Genomic DNA, 19,316 nt, shown 5'->3' with positions numbered 1-19,316 from the left:
TGCGGTTGGTTGAAAAGTAAAAACTAGAGTATGAAGAAAATTAGAGCCGCCATCGTAGGTTATGGCAACATCGGGAAATATGTGTTAGAGGCCCTTGAAGCTGCCCCGGATTTTGAGGTAGCAGGTATTATTCGTCGTAATCCGAATGATATTCCGGACGAGTTGAAGGCATACACGGTTACTGATAGCATCACCAAGTTAGATAAGGTTGACGTAGCGGTTTTGGCTACTCCTACACGCAGCGTGGAAGAGCATGCGAAAGAGATTCTGGCTTTAGGCATCAATACGGTCGATAGTTTCGATATCCACGGAGGTATCGTGGATTTACGTCGTTCTTTGGACGCTGTAGCGAAGGCTCATAATACGGTAGCTGTAATTTCTGCTGGTTGGGATCCGGGAAGCGACTCTGTGGTACGTGCTTTGTTAGAAGCGATGGTGCCGAAAGGTATTACTTATACGAACTTCGGTCCGGGTATGAGTATGGGGCATACGGTTGCCGTGAAGGCTATCGAAGGCGTGAAAGCGGCTTTAAGTATGACGATTCCTTTGGGAACGGGCGTGCACCGTCGTATGGTTTATATCGAGGTGGAAGACGGATACGATTTCAAGCAAGTGTCTGCCGCTATCAAGGCGGATGATTATTTCGCTCATGATGAGACTCATGTAATGCAGGTTGAATGTGTTGATAACCTGTTGGATATGGGACATGGTGTGAACTTGGTTCGTAAAGGTGTATCGGGTAAGACTCAGAACCAGTTGATCGAATTCGATATGAAGATCAATAACCCTGCCTTGACTGCTCAGATCTTAGTTTCTGTCGCCCGTGCGAGCTTGAAGCAACAACCGGGTGCGTATACGATGATCGAATTGCCGATAATCGATATGCTGTACGGCGAGAGAGAGAACTTAATTAGAAGACTCGTTTAATATAAGTTGATGGTTGACAGCTGGCAATTGACAGTTCGGGAAATCCTGACTTGCGATTGTCGACTGTCAATTGTCAATTGCCAACTGAAATAATTATGCTTGACTTTATTACATGGACTGCCGATCCCGCTATCTTTACCATCGGTTCCCGGGAGATTCGTTGGTATGGATTGGCTTTTGCGATCGGTTTCGCTATTGGCTATATGATTGTAGAGCGGATGTGGAAAAAAGAGGGACTGCCGCCCGCATGGATCGATTCCCTTTTGATTTATACGATGCTCGGTACGGTGATTGGTGCCCGTTTGGGGCATTGTTTGTTTTATGCGCCGGAATATTATTTAGCCAACCCGATTGAGATTTTCAAGATTTGGGAGGGAGGATTGGCTAGCCATGGTGGTACGTTAGGTATAATTATCGCCATTTATTTCTACTCTAAGCGAGTAAGCCATAAAAGTATGTTATGGGCTTTCGATAAGTTGGTGGTTCCGACAGGATTGGTTGCTGCTATGATTCGTCTGGGAAACCTGATGAATCATGAGATTTACGGTCATTCCACTGATTTGCCTTGGGGATTTCGTTTTATCGATAATTTACACGCATGGAGAATGGGGGCGGAGCCTATTTTTACAGCTCCGAGCCATCCGACGCAATTGTATGAGGCCGCTTGTTATCTGGTGACGTTCGCTATCTGTATGTGGCTATATTTCAAGAAAGAGGCATGGAAAAAGCAAGGACTTATCTTCGGCGTATTTATGATATGCGTATTCGGGTCTCGTTTCTTCATCGAATTCGTGAAAAATGACCAAGAGCCTTTCGAGGCTGGAATGATGTTGAATATGGGGCAATGGCTAAGTATCCCGTTTGTTTTGGCAGGGTGCTGGTTTGTCTGGAGAGCGCTAAGAAATGGAAAATTAAAAATTGAGAATTGAAAATTAGAGAGCACACGCTTTGTTATTTTCAATTTTTAATTATCAATTATCAATTAAAAAAGATGTACAAGTTAAAAGAAATTGCGGATAAAGTTTATTATGTAGGAGTTAATGACCGTCAAAAGGCCCTCTTCGAGAATATGTGGCCGTTGCCATACGGCGTTTCCTATAACTCGTACTTGATCGTAGACGAGAAAACCGTATTGATCGATACGGTCGATGTTTGTTACTCTGATATTTTCTTGAAAAAAGTAGCGGATGCCTTGGACGGACGTTCTTTGGATTATCTCGTGGTAAATCATATGGAGCCGGATCATGCGGGAAGTATCCGTTTGTTGCGTCAGCAATATCCGGACGTACAGATTGTCGGAAACAATAAGACTTTTGGAATGCTGGAAGGATATCATGGCATCAAGGAAGGCTTGTTTGAGGTGAAAGAGGGTGATACCTTGAATACGGGTCGTCATGAGCTTGTATTTTATATGGCTCCGATGGTTCATTGGCCGGAAGTGATGGTTACTTATGACGTTACGGATAAAATCGTATTCTCTGCGGATGCGTTCGGTACGTATGGCACATTGGATGGTGGTGTGATCGATACGGAGATGAATGTGGAGCATTATTGGGAAGAGATGATTCGCTATTACTCCAACATTGTCGGAAAATATGGAAGTCCAGTACAAAGGGCATTACAGAAGCTTTCGGGCTTGGATATCCAGACGATTTGCTCTACCCATGGACCTGTTTGGCGTGAATATGCGTCGAAAGCGATCGATATCTATGACCGTATGAGCCGCTACGAAGGTGAGGAAGGCGTGGTTATTATTTATGGCAGCATGTATGGTAACACGGAGCAGATGGCTGAGGCGATCGCCGCTTCTTTGGCTGATAATGGCATTAAGAATATCGTGATGCATAATGTTAGCAAAAGCCCTTCTTCTTATATTTTGAAAGATGTGTTCAAATATAAAGGAGTGATCGTAGGTAGCCCGACTTATAGCAATCAATTGTTCCCAGAGGTGGAAGCTGTGTTGAGTAAGATCGAGTTGCGTGAAGTGAAAAATCGTATTTTCGGTTATTTCGGGTCTTTCACATGGGCTGGAGCCGCCGTGAAACGTTTGGCGGCTTTTGGCGAGAAGATGAAGTGGGAGACTGTCGGTACGCCGGTTGAGCAGAAGCAAGGTTTAAGTGCTACTAAATACGAGGAGTGTTTAGCTTTGGGCAAGGAAATGGCTGGGAAATTGAAAACAATTAACGACAAATCTAATTTATAAACAAGAAAGTTGATACAACTTTCAATTAAAAAACATAACGTTATGAGACTAATTATCGAACCTAATTACGAGCAACTCTCAAAATGGGCTGCCAATTATGTAGCAGCGAAGATCAAAGCCGCGAATCCAACCGCTGAAAAACCATTCGTACTGGGCTTGCCTACCGGATCTTCTCCGCTGGGTATGTACAAGAACCTGATTGAATTGAACAAGCAGGGTGTCGTATCGTTCCAGAACGTGATCACTTTCAATATGGATGAGTATGTCGGCCTTCCGAAAGATCATCCGGAAAGCTATCATTCTTTCATGTGGAATAATTTCTTCAGTCATATCGATATCAAACCGGAGAACGTAAATATCTTGAATGGTAACGCCGAGGATTTGGAGGCTGAGTGTGCGTCTTATGAGGCTCGCATGAAAGCGGTCGGTGGCGTAGACCTGTTCTTGGGTGGTATCGGTCCTGATGGCCATATCGCGTTCAATGAGCCGGGTTCATCTTTGAGTTCTCGTACTCGTATCAAGACGTTAACTACAGATACGATTATCGCTAACTCCCGTTTCTTTGATAATGACGTGAATAAAGTTCCGAAGACTTCTGTAACGGTTGGTGTAGGTACGGTTCTTGACGCTAAGGAGGTATTGATCATGGTAAATGGTCATAACAAGGCTCGTGCGTTGCAACAAGCCGTTGAGGGTGCCGTGAACCAAATGTGGACAATTACCGCCTTGCAGTTGCATCCGAAGGGAATCATTGTTTGCGATGAGGCGGCTTGCGCGGATCTTAAGGTAGGTACTTATAACTATTTCAAGGATATCGAGAAGGATCATCTTTGTCCTTGTTCATTGCTAAAATAAACGAATCTCAGATAGGGCTTTCTTTGAATGCCCATCATAAGGAGTTAAGAATGCCCATTGTAAGGAGTTTACGATGGGCATTCTTATAACCTTACGATGGGCATCGTTGTTTTAGGGCAATTGGTGGCTGCCGGCTGGCTTCCTCATAGAAGATATACTTCATTGGTTAGAGGAGATATACTTTTCCTGTCAGAGGATATATACTTCATTGGCAAAGTCAGTACTACTTACTTTTTTGCGTTCTTGACGTAACGATCCAGCCATAGGTCACATTCATACAATAGATGTAATATGTTCTCTTTGGCGGCGTAGCCATGACTCTCATAGGGCAATACGACATAACGTGCGATCGCCCCGTGGCCTTTTAGGGCACTGAACAGGCGCTCGGATTGGATCGGAAAGGTTCCGGAGTTGTTATCCATCTCACCATGTATGATTAATAAAGCTCCATGTAGTTTATCGGCAGACATGAATGGCGACATGGCATTATATATTTCCGGTACTTCCCAATAAGTACGGGTCTCTGTTTGGAAGCCGAACGGGGTAAGCGTACGGTTGTAAGCCCCGCTACGTGCGATGCCGGCTTTGAACAGTTTGGTATGTGTTAATAGATTCGCTGTCATGAAAGCTCCATAGGAATGTCCTCCTACGGCTACACGATTCGGATCACCTACACCCATCTCGGAAATAACTTTTACGGCCGCCTCGGCGTTCATTGTCAATTGCTCAATGAAATCATCGTTCGGCTCCGCTCCCTCACTGGTACTAACGATCGGCATCTCGACATTTTCCATTATACAGAATCCACGTAAAACCCAATAGACGGGAGAACCATAGTTGATATTCGTAAACATGTATTGAGAACCTCGTACCTGAGAAGCCTCGGCCTTGCTTTTATATTCTCTCGGATAGGCCCACATTAAGACAGGTAATGGACCGTCCTTCGCTTTATCATATCCGGCAGGGAGGTATACGGTCGCTGTTAGATCCAAACCATCCGCACGTTTATACTTGATCTTTTGTTTGCTAACGTTTGCCATGGCCGGATATGGATTGGCGAAATGAGTCAATTGAGCGAATTTTTTCTTTTTCAAGTCACGAGAGCAGAGATTCGCTGGTTCTGTAATGGATTGACGTGAAGTGATCAATTGAAGCTTTTCCGGATTCGCTACCTTTAGGATGGTCTCATAATATCCGTCCTCGCAGCGCCAAAGTTCCGTGTTCTTTTTTGTTTTCAAATTGTAACGGCTAAGGTAAGGCATATCCCCTTTAGGAGAGGCACCTTGGGCAAGCATCAATAACTCATTGTGGGCTTTATTGATATAAACGATATATTTACCATACGCATTTTTAACCGTAAGTGGATTTCCCGGATTGTTGTAATTATCGTCGGTGGATACATCGAATAATAGAACCGGAGACTCAGAAGAGCAAGGCTTAAAAGTAAATGTCCTGTTTTTTCGAGTCTCCCGGGAAGTCTCGATCAATAAAGCGAAAGCATCGTCATTCCACAGGATGTTGCGGAAACGTTTCTCTGTCTTTGCGACTTCCTGTTTCTCGCTGTTGAACGGATAGCTTATTTGGTAGATAATATCCATGAAATCGGTCTTGTTTTGCTTAGGATCTCCTTTATCTTGCGCTTCCGCCCAGTAAACGGTAGCCGGTTGATCCGATCTCCATCCGAATTGGCGGGGATAAGGCGAGGTCGTGTCATATCCCATCGGAATATTGACGGTTGGATTATCCGCTAACGTATAAATGGAATTGCCTTGTAAGTCTATGACCTCGAACTTTTGTGGGAAGTTATATACCGGTACTTGATAGGAATACGGACGATGAACTGTCGCGATAAGTAGCAAAGATTTATCCGGGGATAATGAAAGTGTACTGCCGTAGATTGCCGGTTTTCCGATCTCGTACACAATGCCCTCTTTTATACGTACCAATTGGGAGGTGAAGTAATAGTCGAATAATTGCTCGTCGTACGGATTTTTGAGTAAGTCTTGATAGGTACGGGCGGGCATCACCTTTCCTGTACTTTCTTGAATGATGGGACCGGATGGGACTGTGGGTTTCTCTGGTGCCTTCTCCCTGTTTTCCGGAACCATAAGCGTAATAAACTCATTGTCGCTAATCCATAAGATCTCCGCTCCATTTGTCGCGTTGATTTTGCGGGTACTTACTTTCTGTGCTACGGGCTGTTTCGGGGTACAGATATAAAGGTATACGCCATCCGCTTCTTCCACGAATAGAGCTACCTTATTGGATGAAGGAGAGAATGAGGCTTCTGTGATTACCGCGTTGTCAGGAATTCCTTCTATCTTGATTTCTTCTTGAGTAGCGATGTTCATTAAACTGGCACCCGTATATTCGGCTTGCCGGCTCGTATTGAATGTTTCGGGACTGATACGCATTCCCGCTAATTTAAGCTCCGGTTGCGCAAGCTTGGCGATAGACCGGTACGGGGAACGCTCTAACTGGAGTGCCCACTGATTGTTATCACTAATTCGGATGATAGGAGAAAGCTTGGCCAAGGCCACTTCTTCTATTACGGCTGGAGGCCTTTGGTAATTGGTCTCTTGTGCCATTCCCGGGCTGGCTAGAGCCAAGGATAGTAAGGTGGAGAATAGATAGTTTGTTTTCATGGATTTAATCACTTGAATTTATTTTAATGATTTGGAATAACTTCTTTTAGATCTTAAAAAATCCCCGCCTAAACCGGTTAGGGGTATAGACGGGGATTTTTTGATATAATTAGTAAGAAATAGAGTGATTATCTATTTTGAGTCATAAGACTGTTTGCGTTCATTTCGTCATCTGGAATCTTGAATTGCCATTCAGGAGAACCTGCGTCTACGTGCATCTTTATTGAGATACCCTTATCGTGATTAGTGTTATTTCTATCCAACGGTAAGTTTAAACGTTTTAAATCTGTGAATCGGAATCCTTCTCCCCACAACTCAATACGACGTTGAATCATGATCTCTTCTGCTAATTCGACTGCTGTTTTGCTCGTTTCTTTGTATTCAGGATCACGAGTCAAGGCAAATGCCGTCAACGTTTTTTGCGCTTCTTGAAGTTGATTGTTACGAGCTAATGCCTCTGCTTTCATTAAGTATAGCTCAGCTAAGCGCATGAAAGGAAAGTCTCCAACCGCATTAGAAGAAGATTTGGCAGTGAATTTACGATTCTGATACGGGAAACGTTTGAAATTGCTAGCCGGAACTTCCGCTTTACCTGTTGGATCCCACCATTGCTTGCGGATATCTGTATTTGATATTTTATCATACAAAGCCGAGTTTACACATCTGGGGACGGCACGTATTGCAGACGCGTTGAAATTCCAAGACATATATGCATAATAAGAATAAAAATAGATTGTTTGGTCATCCTGCGTATTGGCTGCCCATATAGCCTCCTTATTCTCTGTCAGCATGGATGCGAATCCTCCCATTAATTCTTCTTTACCATTCATCAACTTATGGCCTTCTTTCTCAGCGGTCTGTATTGCCAAATCCGCGTATTTTGCGGCTTCTGCATAATTTTGCTGCGCTAGTAAAACACGAGCCTTTAAGCCATAAGCCACTTTCAAAGAAAAGTGAGTAACTTCTTTTGCCTCGTAGTTCTTCAATAACTCAATAGCGGCATCTAGATCTTCGTTAATATATTGATAGCATTCCTCTACTGTATTACGAGCGATTTCTCCTGTTTCCGGAGTCTTACGATAAGGTATGCCCAATTGTGTATTGCCACCTCCTGCTTTATAACGTTCTGCGTAGAGCTGTACTAGTTGAAAATGACCAAACGCACGGAAGCAAAGTGCCTCCCCTTTTACACCGGAGTATAAATTTTCATCCGTACGATCCACCTCATCTACATTATTAAGAAGTAAGTTACTGTTCAATATTAATTTGTAATAGAAGAAGAAGCCAAACTTAGTCAATGTTGATTTTGAATCTCGATGATCTACCCATTGAAGAGTTTTTAAAAACCAAGTGTTACCGGCAGTTGGGTGTACCAAATCTTCTCCTAATACATCTCGATCGATGTCCCAAGAAGGTTCGCCACCACAACCTTGTGAAGATAAGTATTGCTTAACCATGGCTCGATGTGTTCCGTTTAAAGCAATGTATAGGTTTTCCAAAGATGAAGCGACTGTTGTTTCGCCAATCTGGTCGGTTGGATTTGTTTCCATGAATGTATCGGAACAAGCTGTCAGGCCTGCAACACATAAGGCTAGAATTGTATATTTGAATCTTTTCATTGTAATCAATGTTTAATATAATGATGAATTAAAATGTGAAATTCAGTCCGAATGTAAATGAACGAGCTGGGATATGAGCATTGTTCGTGATACCGCTGAACTGTTGTTGTGGATCCATACCTTTCATGGAAGTAAGCAGGAATAAATTCTCGCCACTTAATGATACACGTGCGTTCTTTATAGCGAACTTAGAAAGGAAGGCCTTTGGTAACGTATATGCGAAAGTTAAAGATTTCATGCTTAGATAATCAGAACTCATCAACCAACGGTCTGACTGTGCATTGAAATTAGCGGATTCACTGCCGTCTAGACGAGGAACATTCGTTATATCTCCCGGTTTTTGCCAACGATCGTAGATATCTGTATGCATAGCCGCTCCATATTTGTTTACACTCATAAGAGATAAATAGCTAGAGTTATAAACCTTTCCTCCTAATGCGTAAGAGAATACGGCGGATAACTCAAAATCTTTGAATTTTACGCTTGTATTGAAACCTCCATATACTTTAGGAATTGCACTACCTGCATAATGGTATTTTGCTTTTTCTTGGTTCGTTGTCACTTTCTCTCCGTTTACGGTACGACAATCTGTGTCATCCCAGATTTGTGCCACGTTTCCGTTCTCATCTACAGTATCGTCGAAACGATAAAGAGCAGCTCCATCTTGAGGGTCTACACCTACATATTCCTTTAACCAGAATTCGTAGATAGACTTGCCTACCATGATTTTCTTTGTTCCGTCAATAATTTCTTTTTGTGGTAAACTCTTCACCTTGTTCTTAATGAATGTGGCGTTTACACCGAAGTTCCATGTCCAATCCGCATTTTTTAAGATGCGGTAATCCAAGGAGATTTCTACACCACTATTATTTACTTTACCAATGTTTTTCCAGATAGATGCGGTTCCTTTATAGTCTACCGCTCCAGAAGAAAGAGGTAGAGGTACGTTGAACAACAGGTCTTTGGATTGTTTGTTGAAATACTCAACGCTACCTGTCAAACGATCGAACAGTCCAAATTCGATTGCCACGTCAGAAGAAACCTGAGTCTCCCATTGCAAATCGGTGTTTCCAAAAGAGTTGAATAACACACCTGCTTCCAATGCGTTATTGCGGTTCATGTCATATAAAGTCTGATATGGATAATAGTTTGTTAGTCCACTGGTTGTTAATACTTGGTCATTACCGGTTTGTCCATAAGAACCTCTTAACTTCAAACTGTTGATCCAAGTCAACGACTCCATGAAGCTCTCTTGGTCTATACGCCAAGAGGCTCCGAAAGACCAGAAGTTACCCCAACGGTTATCTTTGTGGAAGCGTGAGCTACCATCACGGCGGTAGGAGGCTGATACATAATATTTATCCATGAAGTCATAGTTGATACGGGCAAAATAACCTTCTTTTTTGTATTCGTCCGTATAAGAGTAGGCAGAATTTATTGTTGTAAAGTTTCCTAGCTCCATCAGCCCATCCATAACTTGACCTTGTCTCATTGTGTAGTTATATTGGTATTTGTAAGCGAAACTTTCATGACCTAATAATACATCAAAGTTATGATCTCCGAATTTCTTATTATAGTTTATCAATTGGTTGAAAGTTGTTGTTGTCCGGCGGGTATTTTCAAGGTTGAAACGTCCACTCGGAGAGCCGTCACCTACTAATTTATTATCATAGCCGGAATTACGGTTGTTGGAAGTTTCCAAACCTCCGTTCAATGTAACCTTCAGACCTTCGTACAAATTAAAATCCATATAAGCACGTGCGTTCATTACGTCACGTACAAACTCATCGTTGTTCCATAATGTCTCTGCTACTACATGGCGGCCCGAATAAGCGGAACCTGCGCGTACACCATCATAGTCATATTGCTGCTGTCCTAGGTTATCCAAGATATAAGCACCTGTTTCCGGATCATGTTTGTGGATCGGGTAGATCGGGCCGATTGTACGAGCAAACATAAAATGGTTTGAATAACCTCCTGAATTATCTTTTGTGTTGGCTACTTGAGATTGAGAACGGCTGGCTGAAATGTTTAAACCTGTCTTAAACCATTTCACGGGATACACATTTACATTCGCACGGGCAGAGTAACGCTCGAAATCGGATTTGATCACATAACCGTTATCATTTAAATAGCCTAATGAAACATAAGTATCGCTTTTCTTTCCTTTGGTGGAATAAGACAAATTATATTCTCCACGATAGCCTGTACGTTCCATCGCATCATTCCAGTCCATATCATCTCCCCATAACAATTGGGTAGCTGCAGGATTTAATTTTCCGTCCGTCCCCACGATTTGATCATTAGCAACCCCTCGGTATGGGTTATACATTAATTGGTTATAAATTTTGGCAGAAGCTTCTGTTGCCGCATCTGTTGCGGACATGCCATTTGCGGAGATATACTGGTTACGAAGCATCTCCCACTGCAAAGGGTAATAGTCCCATACACCTACACGGTTATATTCCTTGATTGCACGAGAAGAGATACCTTGAGAAGTACTGAATGTAACTTGAGTATCATCATTTTTTGCTTTTTTTGTTGTAATTAATACAACACCATTACCAGCGCTAGAACCATAAAGAGAAGTTGAGGCTGCATCTTTTAAGATAGACATTGATTCAATATCGTTCGGGTTGATATCAGCGATCTCTCCATTATAAATAGACCCGTCTACAACATAAAGAGGAGCGTTTGATGCATTAATTGAACCGAATCCTCTGATACGGATATTTGGGGAATCACCCGGACGTCCGCTACCAGTACCAACTTGTACACCAGATACGTTACCTTCCAAAGCTGCGGTTGCGTTTGTCAATGGACGCATATCAAGGTCTTTTGTTCCAACAACACCTGCGGAACCCGTGAAAGACGATTTCTTGGCGGTACCATAAGCTACAACAATGATATCGTCAAGTTCTTGAGCATCAGAAGATAGAATGACTCTCATGTTTGCTTGAGCGGTGGTTTCTAATGTTTTTAAACCGACATAAGAAACAACTAACTTAGCGTTCTTGTCTGCTTCCAATTCGAATTTACCATCAAGATCCGTGATGGTACCAACAGTGGTTCCTTTTACTACGATGGATGCGCCGATAACAGGTTCTCCGTCGTCTTCATTGATCACTACACCCGTCACCTTCATTTGTTGGGCGACCATGCACTGTATTCCCAGAAAGAATGAGAGTAGTACAAGCGTTAATTTGTGCTTCATAGAATGAATTTGTTTGTTAATTAGACACACATTATTTTTTCGAGAGACCATAGTCTGCACAGAACTATGTTTAACAGCATAATTAACAGACAGATAGCTAAGACCAAAAACCCTCCTGCCAGCTATCATAATGCAACAAGATCCCCAGTACAACTAAATTGAATTTGGCAATATCAATCAATATTATATTAGTTTTAGAATGTTTTATAACAGTTTGCTTTTTTATAATAAAAATTAGTATATTTGCGGCTGTGATTTTCAGGAGTCTTGGTGTGTACATTTTTTTGATAAGTATTTTAACTGTAGTTCTGTGCAGACTAAATGCCTTAATGGATGCTGAAAGGGAAGATGTCCATAAAGACCATCTTCCCTTAAACTTTGTGTGTATAATGAAAAAAATGAAGTATTAATTAACGTTTATAAACGGATAGGGTTACCATTATAGAAATCTAGAATCTTCGTACGGAAGATAAAATCATATTTGGCCTGTGCCTGTTCCGCTAGACTTTGCGCGTATTTTGTTTTAGCCTCATTAAATTCAAAGACAGTGCTTTTACCTGCGTTGTAACGCTCTTGGGCATAATTGAACGCTTCCTTGCTCGCCGTGACGGATTTGTCGGAAGCCGTATATTTCTCTTGGGAAGCCGTTGCGTTGTAGTACGCTTGCTGGATTTCCTTGTATAACGTTTTCTTTGTATTTTCCATCAGCAATTCCCGGTTGATAATGTTGATCCTTGCGGTACGAACGCTATTGCGTACTTGGAAGCGGTTGAAAAGTGGAATACTCAATGAGAATCCGACGATCTTTTGCCCATTCTGCTTAAACTGCTCGCTAAAGGAACGAGTATCGGCAAATTCACCTCCGGAAGTAGAATGATAATATCCATTGCTGTAACTAGCCCCGAAATTTAACTTGGGGTAATAGCCCGCTTGCGCGACACGCAACATTTTCTTTTGGCTCTCTAGCAAATACTGTTGTTCCTTGATCTGAGGCTTGAACGTAACCGCATGATCGTAAATGTTTTCCGGAGGTAGGATACTGCTCATATTATCAGCCACCGCATCTTCAATTACAGGAGTCTGTATATCGAAACTCCGATCGCTTCGCTCTAGTTCCAGACTTTGCGCCAGATCCAGTAAAGCGAGGTTCACATTGTTTTGCGACTCGGTGAGCGTGACCTCATCTTTCGCTAATTGGGCCTTGATATCATACAGTTGGGAAAGAGGCACCTTTCCGGCGTTCACCATGGCCTCCGTTTTATTCACCTGCTCTTTGTCTAGTTCCACTTGCAGTCGCGCTATTTTCAGTAGCTCTTTATTATAAAGTACTTGCAGGTAGTAGGAAGCTATATTGATGGATAGGTCTTCTCTCGCCTTATTCAAGTTCTCGATAGACGCTTTTAGATCAAGTTTGCGGGCGGCGATATCGTTCGGTATTTTTAACCCGTCAAATAAAGGCATGTCCAGATTGATCCCCAATGTGGAATTGGCGGCGTTCTGGTCCACGATCACCCCGGATTTAGACGTGGAGCGTCCGAACTGGAAGCTCTGTCCAAGACTGCCGTTTAGGGCCGGGAGCCAACTGTATTTGCTGGTATGTAAGTCTACCTTTCGGCTTTCCTGTTCCTGCTCCTTTTGCTTTAAGTCGATATTATGCTCGATGGCATATTGGATGCACTCCTCCAGACTCCATTGCTTCACCGCATCCTGAGCGAAAACATAGTTTCCGGACAGGAGGGAAGCGATTGCCAGTATATATAAGTTTCTTCTCATCATACAATCTTTCTTTTATTTCTTATTCGGGTCAATAGCTGCGCCCCGGACTTTATCGGTCGCGGCCAGTCCTTCTTGAATCTCGATCTTGATACCGTCGGACAGACCTACCTTTACAGGATGCTTCTCGAAGACTTGCTCCGGTTGCTCTTGTTTAACTAACTGAACGAATGCGGAATCCCCTTGGAACTCAACCGTACTTTCCGGGATCGTAAGCACGTCTTCCGCACGTTTTAGCACGATTTCGGCGTTGGCGCTATATCCCGCACGTATGAAAGCATCTTCGGGGATTGTTACGGCCGCCTTGATCTCAAATTGAATAGCTCCATTCTTGTCTACTCCCTTGGGCGATACATATTCCAGCAAAGCGTCGAATGAACGGCTTTCCATGGCGCCGACGGTCAATTTGATCGGCATTCCCTCGTGGATGCGTCCGATCTCGGTCTCGTCTACGTTTCCTTTGAAGATCATGTCGTTCATATTGGCTACGGTAGCGATCGTCGTGCCATCATTGAAATTATTCGCTTGAATAACCGAGTTACCTACTTTGACGGGGATGTCCAAGATCATACCGGTAATGGTACTACGGATTTGGGTCGTACTGGCCACGCTGGAGTTCTTGGCTATACCGTCGCGGATGATCTCCAAGGCACTTTGCGCGTTATCCTTTTCCTCCACGGCTTTCAGGTAGTTCGCTTTGGAAAGATCGAAATCTTCTTGGGCGATAACACCTTGCTTAAATAATTGCGTATCCCGCTTATAAGTCTCTTCCACTTGCTTCAAAGAGATATTGGCGAGGTTCACGCGCGATTCGGCGCTGTTGAGCTGTACCATCTCGGGGATTACCTTGATAATGGCGATAATCTCTCCCGCTTGGACCATCTGCCCCGCTTCTTTCTTCAGCTCGGAGATGATACCGGATATCTGCGGCTTGATCTCCACCTCGAAACGAGGCTCTACGTTTCCGGTAGCGACCGTCTTGGTTTCCACATCCCCTTTTTCAGGGGTTACGATCTCATAAACGGTGATGACCGGTTGCGCTTTCTTCCATAAGAAATAGAATGTACCGATTACCGCTGCTCCCACAAGTACTAATAAGATGATACGCAGGATCTTTTTTACAATGCGATTCTTCATGATTATATAGTTTTATTAATTGACAATTGTTGTTTATTCTTCTCGTATGGCATCTATCGCCTTGATCTGCATAGCTCGCCATGCGGGGATCAGCCCGGCCAGCAGACCGCTGAATAATAAGATCACCGTGGCCGCTACCGCGATCTGGATGCTTACCTCCGGATGCTCCATCATGGTTCCGTTGGAAGCCGGCTGGGCACTCATGATCTTATCTACCAGATCGAGCAGGAATACCCCGGCGCTTAACCCCAACAAACCCGCTAAGGCCGTAAGTAGCAGACTCTCGCTCATGATCTGCGAGATAATATTCCAAGGCTTCGCTCCCAAGGCCCTGCGTACGCCGATTTCCCGGGTACGCTCCTTGACCGTTACCATCATGATATTACTTACACCGATAATACCCGCCAATAACGTACCCATACCCACGAGCCAGATCAAGATATCGATACCGATAAATAGCATATTGAAAGTCTCGAACTGAGCCGCCAAGTTGATCACCGTCACGGCCTGCGGGTCGGTAGGAGAGATCTGGTTCTGGCTCTTTACGATATCCTTGATCTGTGTGATCACCGGATCGATCTTATAGCCGGGTTTGGCGCTCACGCACAAGAAGTGAATGATATCCCCTTGGTTCAGCGTCTGTTGCATGGTACTGAAAGGGAGGAATACGCTTTCCTCGGCCCGTCCGCCGATATTGACGCTAGAGGCTCGTTGCTTCGTGACGCCTACCACTTGGTAGTAAATCCCGTTTACCCGGATATATTTCCCGCAGGGATCACTTCCCTTGAACAATACCTCGTTCACCTTGGCGCCGATCAAGCAAACCTTACGTTTCTCGATCTCATCGATCTCGTTTAGTAACCGTCCGTAATAAAGCTGCTGGGTCTCGATCTTGAAATAATCGGGCTGCACGCCTTTTACGTTATAAGTACCGCTTAATTGGCCGAAAACGATATTCTTGTCCGAGCGATTTCCCCAGATGATGGGGGAGACGGCCTCGATGTCCTTCACCTGTTTCCGGATGCTCTCCACGTCCCGGTTTCGCATGTCCCATTGACGCCCCTTGTTAAAGCCTTTGTACGACTCGCTGGTCCGGTCGGAGAAAAAGAAGGCGGAGTTCGTGGCGAATCCGTTGATATTCGAGAACATGGCGTTCTTCATCCCGTTTCCGGCTCCCAATAGAATCACCAACATCAAGATTCCCCAGAATACGCCGAAGCAGGTCAACAAGCTGCGTGTCTTGTTTCGGGTGATCGTCACCCATATCTCTACCCATCTGTCTATGTCAAACATGGTTCTTTTCTTTTTTATGATTATTCCGTTCTCATGGCTTCGATAGCCGTGACTTTCACCGCCTTGCGTGCCGGGAAATAACCCGCCAATACACCGGCCGCGATGATCAATACCGTAGCGGAGCTAGCTATCGCCAGATTGACGGTCGGGTTACGGAAGACCGTCGTGTCTTCTCCGATATTCCCACCGGATTGGGCTCCGGCTTGGGCCATTTCCATCGCGTGATTGATTAGCTCCGTAAGCCCGATCCCCATGATCATCCCGACATAGCCGAAGACGGCTGTTACGAGGATGGACTCGGCGATTACTAATGCCAAGATCGAGCCGGGTTTAGCTCCCAATGCCTTGCGTATGCCGAACTCCCGGGTCCGTTCCCGTACGGTGATCAGCATGATGTTGCTAACTCCCACGATTCCTGCCATCAACGTTCCGATACCGATAATCCAGATAAACAAGGTAATCCCGTTCATTATATTATTCCACATCAAGAACTCATTCGCCATGTTCCACATACCGATAGCGTTCTTGTCTGTCGGGTCGAATTGGTGGCGGCGTGCCATCCATTCCCGGAAACTTTCCTCGAAAGCCTCATTCTCCTCTTCGGTAGTCACCCCTTTCAAGGTAAACGTTAGCGATCCGAAGCCGTATCCTTTATTATATAGCAATTGGGCTACGGAGAATGGGATGTAAGCGGGAGCGTTATTGCTTTTGTCATCATCGTTGTACACGCCGACTACTTGATACATCATATTCCCGCATTTCACGTATTTACCCAGCGGCTTCTCGTCACGAAACAAGACCTCCGCCATACGGGGACTGATCACGATTACTTTTCTTCGGTCCCTCATGTCCTGCTCATTGATGAAGCGGCCGTTATGCGTCTCTACATTCACGTAATTGATCGGGGCATGATCCGGATATACGCCATTGGTTTGTCCCGTCACATATTCCTCGTTGTAAGTGATCGTGTCATTGTGGGAGATAGTAGCCGAGCAAAGATCCACCTCCTTGAAGTCTCTCTTCAAGGCGCCTAGGTCCTCTTCCTTGAAACTGATGCTGCGGTTGGATTGCATACCTTTCCAAGGCTTGGTGGTATAGCGTGTCCATACCTCGACCCGGTTGGTAGACATATTCCTGAAGTTGTACATGATGCCATTGCGCAACCCGTTTCCCGCCCCCAGTAACACGATCAACATGAAAATACCCCATGAGACCGAGAAGCCGGTCAAGAAGGTACGGAGCTTATTCTTTTTGATGGTGCTCCATATTTCCCTGAAATTATCAAAGTCAAACATGATTCTCTTCTTTTTCGATACGTTCAATCAACCCGTCCTTTACCCGGATAATCCGGTCTGTAGCCTCCGCTACGGAGGGTTCGTGGGTAACGATCACCATGGTCATCCCTTCTAGGTTTACCTTGCGTAGTAGTTCCATTACCTCCACGGTCGTTTTGCTATCCAACGCTCCGGTCGGCTCGTCGGCCAATATGACTTGGGGTTTCGCGATCAAGGCCCGGGCGATCGCTACCCGTTGCTTCTGTCCACCGGACATCTCATTTGGCATATGCTCCGCCCAATCTTTCAATCCCACCATGTCCAAGTATTCCAGTGCCATGGCATTCCTCTTTTTCCGGCTGACCCCTTGATAATAGAGTGGGAGGGCGACGTTCTCCATGGCGTTCTTGAATGAGATTAAGTTAAAAGATTGAAAAATGAAGCCGATCATTCGGTTCCGGAGCTCGGCGGCACGACTTTCGCTGAGATTCTGAATCAACTGTCCGTTTAATTGATAGGTGCCCGTGTCGTACGTATCTAATATCCCTAAGATATTCAATAAGGTTGACTTACCGGAACCGGAGGCTCCCATGATGGATACCATCTCTCCCTTCTCTATATCTAGGTCGATACCTTTCAAAACGTGCAGTGGGGCTCCATTAAAGTACGTTTTGTTTATTCCTCTCAGTTGAATCATCATATTATGTAGTTACTTTAATATATTAGACGTACAGTTTGCTAAATAAGTTACACTGTTGGTGAACACTTTTATCATTTGGTCACAAATATATGCTTTACTAAGATACCTTGTATCGCAAGGTACTTATAATTATGTAATATTAACAAAAGGTTTTGATCGAAAAGGTTTAGCTCTACCATCTATATCTATTAACTTGTACGTGCGGTAACTTTACGTGCCGGTACTATATGTATACATCTTCTACCATCCGTTGGACGATCATGCACCAATTGGTAGACGATCATCCAACAGTTGGTGCATGATCGTCCAACAACTGATAGATAATGAATCTCTCTGCTTCTTCCACTTAATAGATAAAGAAAAAAGCCCTAGGCTATCTTTATCTAAACCCTTACCTTTGCGGCGAAATTCAAATAGCAGAAAGATTTATGGTAACAATTGGTACGCCCAAATCGGCTACGGCAACTAAAGTCGTGCTTTGTGGCTCGGGCGAATTGGGGAAAGAGTTTGTAATAGAGTTGCAGCGTTATGGCGTGGAGGTAATCGCCTTGGATAAGTATCCGGACGCTCCGGCCATGCAGGTGGCGCATCGTTCCTATGTGGTCTCCATGCTGGATGGCGATGCCTTGCGGGAGATCATCGAGAAAGAGAAACCGGATTATATCGTGCCGGAGGTGGAGGCGATCGCTACCCGTACCTTGATGGAACTGGAGGAAGAGGGATACCATGTGATTCCTACCGCCCGTGCCACTTGGCTGACGATGAACCGTGAGGGAATCCGCCGCTTGGCGGCCGAGGAACTGGGCTTGCCTACCTCGCCGTATCGTTTCGCCGAGACCGAGGAGGAATTCAAGGAAGCGGTGAAGGTAATCGGTATGCCTTGCGTGGTGAAGCCGATCATGAGCTCGAGCGGACACGGACAGAGCGTGGTTCGTGAGGAAAAGGATATCGATCGTGCTTGGCAGTACGCCCAAGAAGGCGGACGTGCTGGAGCGGGTAAGGTGATCGTGGAAGGTTTCGTGGATTTCGACTATGAGATTACCCAGCTGACGGTTCGGCATATCGGAGGAACGTCTTACTTGGAACCCGTAGGACATGTTCAGGTGGACGGTGATTACCGGGAGTCTTGGCAACCGCAAGCCATGAGCCTTGCCGCTAAAGCGAAAGCCCGTGAGATCGCCGGTAAGATCACCGAGGCTTTAGGCGGACGTGGTATTTTCGGCGTGGAATTATTCATTAAAGGAGACGATGTCATATTCAGCGAGGTTTCCCCCCGTCCGCACGATACCGGAATGGTGACGATGATTACGCAAGATTTGTCTCAATTCGCTTTGCACGCCCGTGCGGTGCTTGGCTTGCCGATCCCTAATATCGTGTTTCATGGAGCGGGAGCTTCCCGTGCCGTCGTAGTGGAAGGGGACAGTGACCGGTTGTCTTTGGGGAATCTGGATAAGGTCTTGGAACAACCCGATACGCAGATGCGTTTCTTTGGAAAACCGGAAGTTCATGGACATCGCCGTATGGCCGTCTTGTTGGCTCGTGGTTTGGATGTGACGGAGGCAAGGGAGAAGACCGGAGTGATGATGGAGCGGTTAGATGTTAAATTGTGATGCTTCCTAGGATAAATGAACGTTTTGGTGTGTGTTGTGAATAAAATGTGAATATTTACAGACCTA

The 19,316-nt window shown here is 44.7% G+C and carries 13 protein-coding genes; 5 read left to right on the top strand and 8 right to left on the bottom strand.

Annotated elements, in window-relative coordinates; translation table 11 throughout:
- Positions 1-30 precede the first annotated feature (30 nt).
- The 4 genes from DWX33_RS10970 (at position 31) to nagB (ending at position 3,985) form a co-directional block, all read left to right on the top strand.
- Entirely contained in the window at positions 31-927 is an 897-nt protein-coding gene (locus tag DWX33_RS10970; protein WP_005867618.1) for a diaminopimelate dehydrogenase, read from the top strand.
- A 95-nt stretch (positions 928-1,022) separates the two neighbouring features.
- Positions 1,023-1,856 carry a prolipoprotein diacylglyceryl transferase gene (lgt, locus tag DWX33_RS10965; RefSeq protein ID WP_005859327.1) on the top strand — a complete coding sequence of 278 codons (834 nt, stop codon included), beginning with the start codon at positions 1,023-1,025 and terminating at the stop codon, positions 1,854-1,856.
- Positions 1,857-1,918: 62 nt separating this feature from the next.
- On the top strand, positions 1,919-3,130 hold the full coding sequence (locus tag DWX33_RS10960; protein ID WP_005867620.1) for an FprA family A-type flavoprotein: 1,212 nt from the start codon (positions 1,919-1,921) through the stop codon (positions 3,128-3,130).
- Positions 3,131-3,172: 42 nt separating this feature from the next.
- The gene (nagB, locus tag DWX33_RS10955; RefSeq protein WP_005859323.1) at positions 3,173-3,985 is read left to right on the top strand and encodes a glucosamine-6-phosphate deaminase; all 813 of its coding nucleotides are present in this window, start codon (positions 3,173-3,175) and stop codon (positions 3,983-3,985) included.
- A gap of 227 nt (positions 3,986-4,212) precedes the next feature.
- On the opposite strand, the gene DWX33_RS10950 is transcribed toward nagB, so the two are convergent.
- The 8 genes from DWX33_RS10950 to DWX33_RS10910 all read right to left on the bottom strand — a co-directional run bounded on the left by DWX33_RS10950 (position 4,213) and on the right by DWX33_RS10910 (position 17,637).
- Positions 4,213-6,630 (bottom strand): S9 family peptidase, encoded by a 2,418-nt coding sequence (locus DWX33_RS10950; RefSeq protein WP_122380396.1) that lies wholly within the window; start codon positions 6,628-6,630, stop codon positions 4,213-4,215.
- Positions 6,631-6,758: 128 nt separating this feature from the next.
- A complete protein-coding gene (locus DWX33_RS10945; RefSeq protein ID WP_229033189.1) occupies positions 6,759-8,249 on the bottom strand; it encodes a RagB/SusD family nutrient uptake outer membrane protein in 1,491 nt (496 codons plus the stop codon).
- Between the two features lie 28 nt (positions 8,250-8,277).
- Complete coding sequence (locus DWX33_RS10940; protein ID WP_122380395.1) at positions 8,278-11,463, bottom strand: TonB-dependent receptor; 3,186 nt, start codon at positions 11,461-11,463, stop codon at positions 8,278-8,280.
- 417 nt (positions 11,464-11,880) lie between these two features.
- Positions 11,881-13,239: a TolC family protein gene (locus DWX33_RS10930; RefSeq protein ID WP_122380394.1), complete on the bottom strand. Its 1,359-nt coding sequence runs from the start codon at positions 13,237-13,239 to the stop codon at positions 11,881-11,883.
- A 12-nt stretch (positions 13,240-13,251) separates the two neighbouring features.
- Positions 13,252-14,373: an efflux RND transporter periplasmic adaptor subunit gene (locus tag DWX33_RS10925; RefSeq protein WP_005867627.1), complete on the bottom strand. Its 1,122-nt coding sequence runs from the start codon at positions 14,371-14,373 to the stop codon at positions 13,252-13,254.
- 33 nt (positions 14,374-14,406) lie between these two features.
- On the bottom strand, positions 14,407-15,666 hold the full coding sequence (locus DWX33_RS10920; RefSeq protein WP_008772754.1) for an ABC transporter permease: 1,260 nt from the start codon (positions 15,664-15,666) through the stop codon (positions 14,407-14,409).
- A gap of 20 nt (positions 15,667-15,686) precedes the next feature.
- Positions 15,687-16,961: an ABC transporter permease gene (locus DWX33_RS10915; protein ID WP_005867632.1), complete on the bottom strand. Its 1,275-nt coding sequence runs from the start codon at positions 16,959-16,961 to the stop codon at positions 15,687-15,689.
- Positions 16,954-17,637: an ABC transporter ATP-binding protein gene (locus tag DWX33_RS10910; protein ID WP_005867634.1), complete on the bottom strand. Its 684-nt coding sequence runs from the start codon at positions 17,635-17,637 to the stop codon at positions 16,954-16,956. Before DWX33_RS10910 ends, DWX33_RS10915 begins: the two co-directional genes overlap by 8 nt.
- A 431-nt stretch (positions 17,638-18,068) precedes the next feature.
- Here DWX33_RS10910 and purT point away from each other — a divergent pair, with 431 nt between their 5' ends.
- The gene (gene purT, locus DWX33_RS10905) at positions 18,069-19,250 is read left to right on the top strand and encodes a formate-dependent phosphoribosylglycinamide formyltransferase (RefSeq protein ID WP_121961512.1); all 1,182 of its coding nucleotides are present in this window, start codon (positions 18,069-18,071) and stop codon (positions 19,248-19,250) included.
- The last annotated feature ends 66 nt before the right edge of the window (positions 19,251-19,316 follow it).

This window comes from Parabacteroides sp. AF19-14 (genome assembly GCF_003635485.1).
GTDB lineage: Bacteria > Bacteroidota > Bacteroidia > Bacteroidales > Tannerellaceae > Parabacteroides > Parabacteroides distasonis.
Note: the sequence above shows the minus strand (reverse complement) of the source record. Positions and strands in the feature narration are given on the sequence as shown.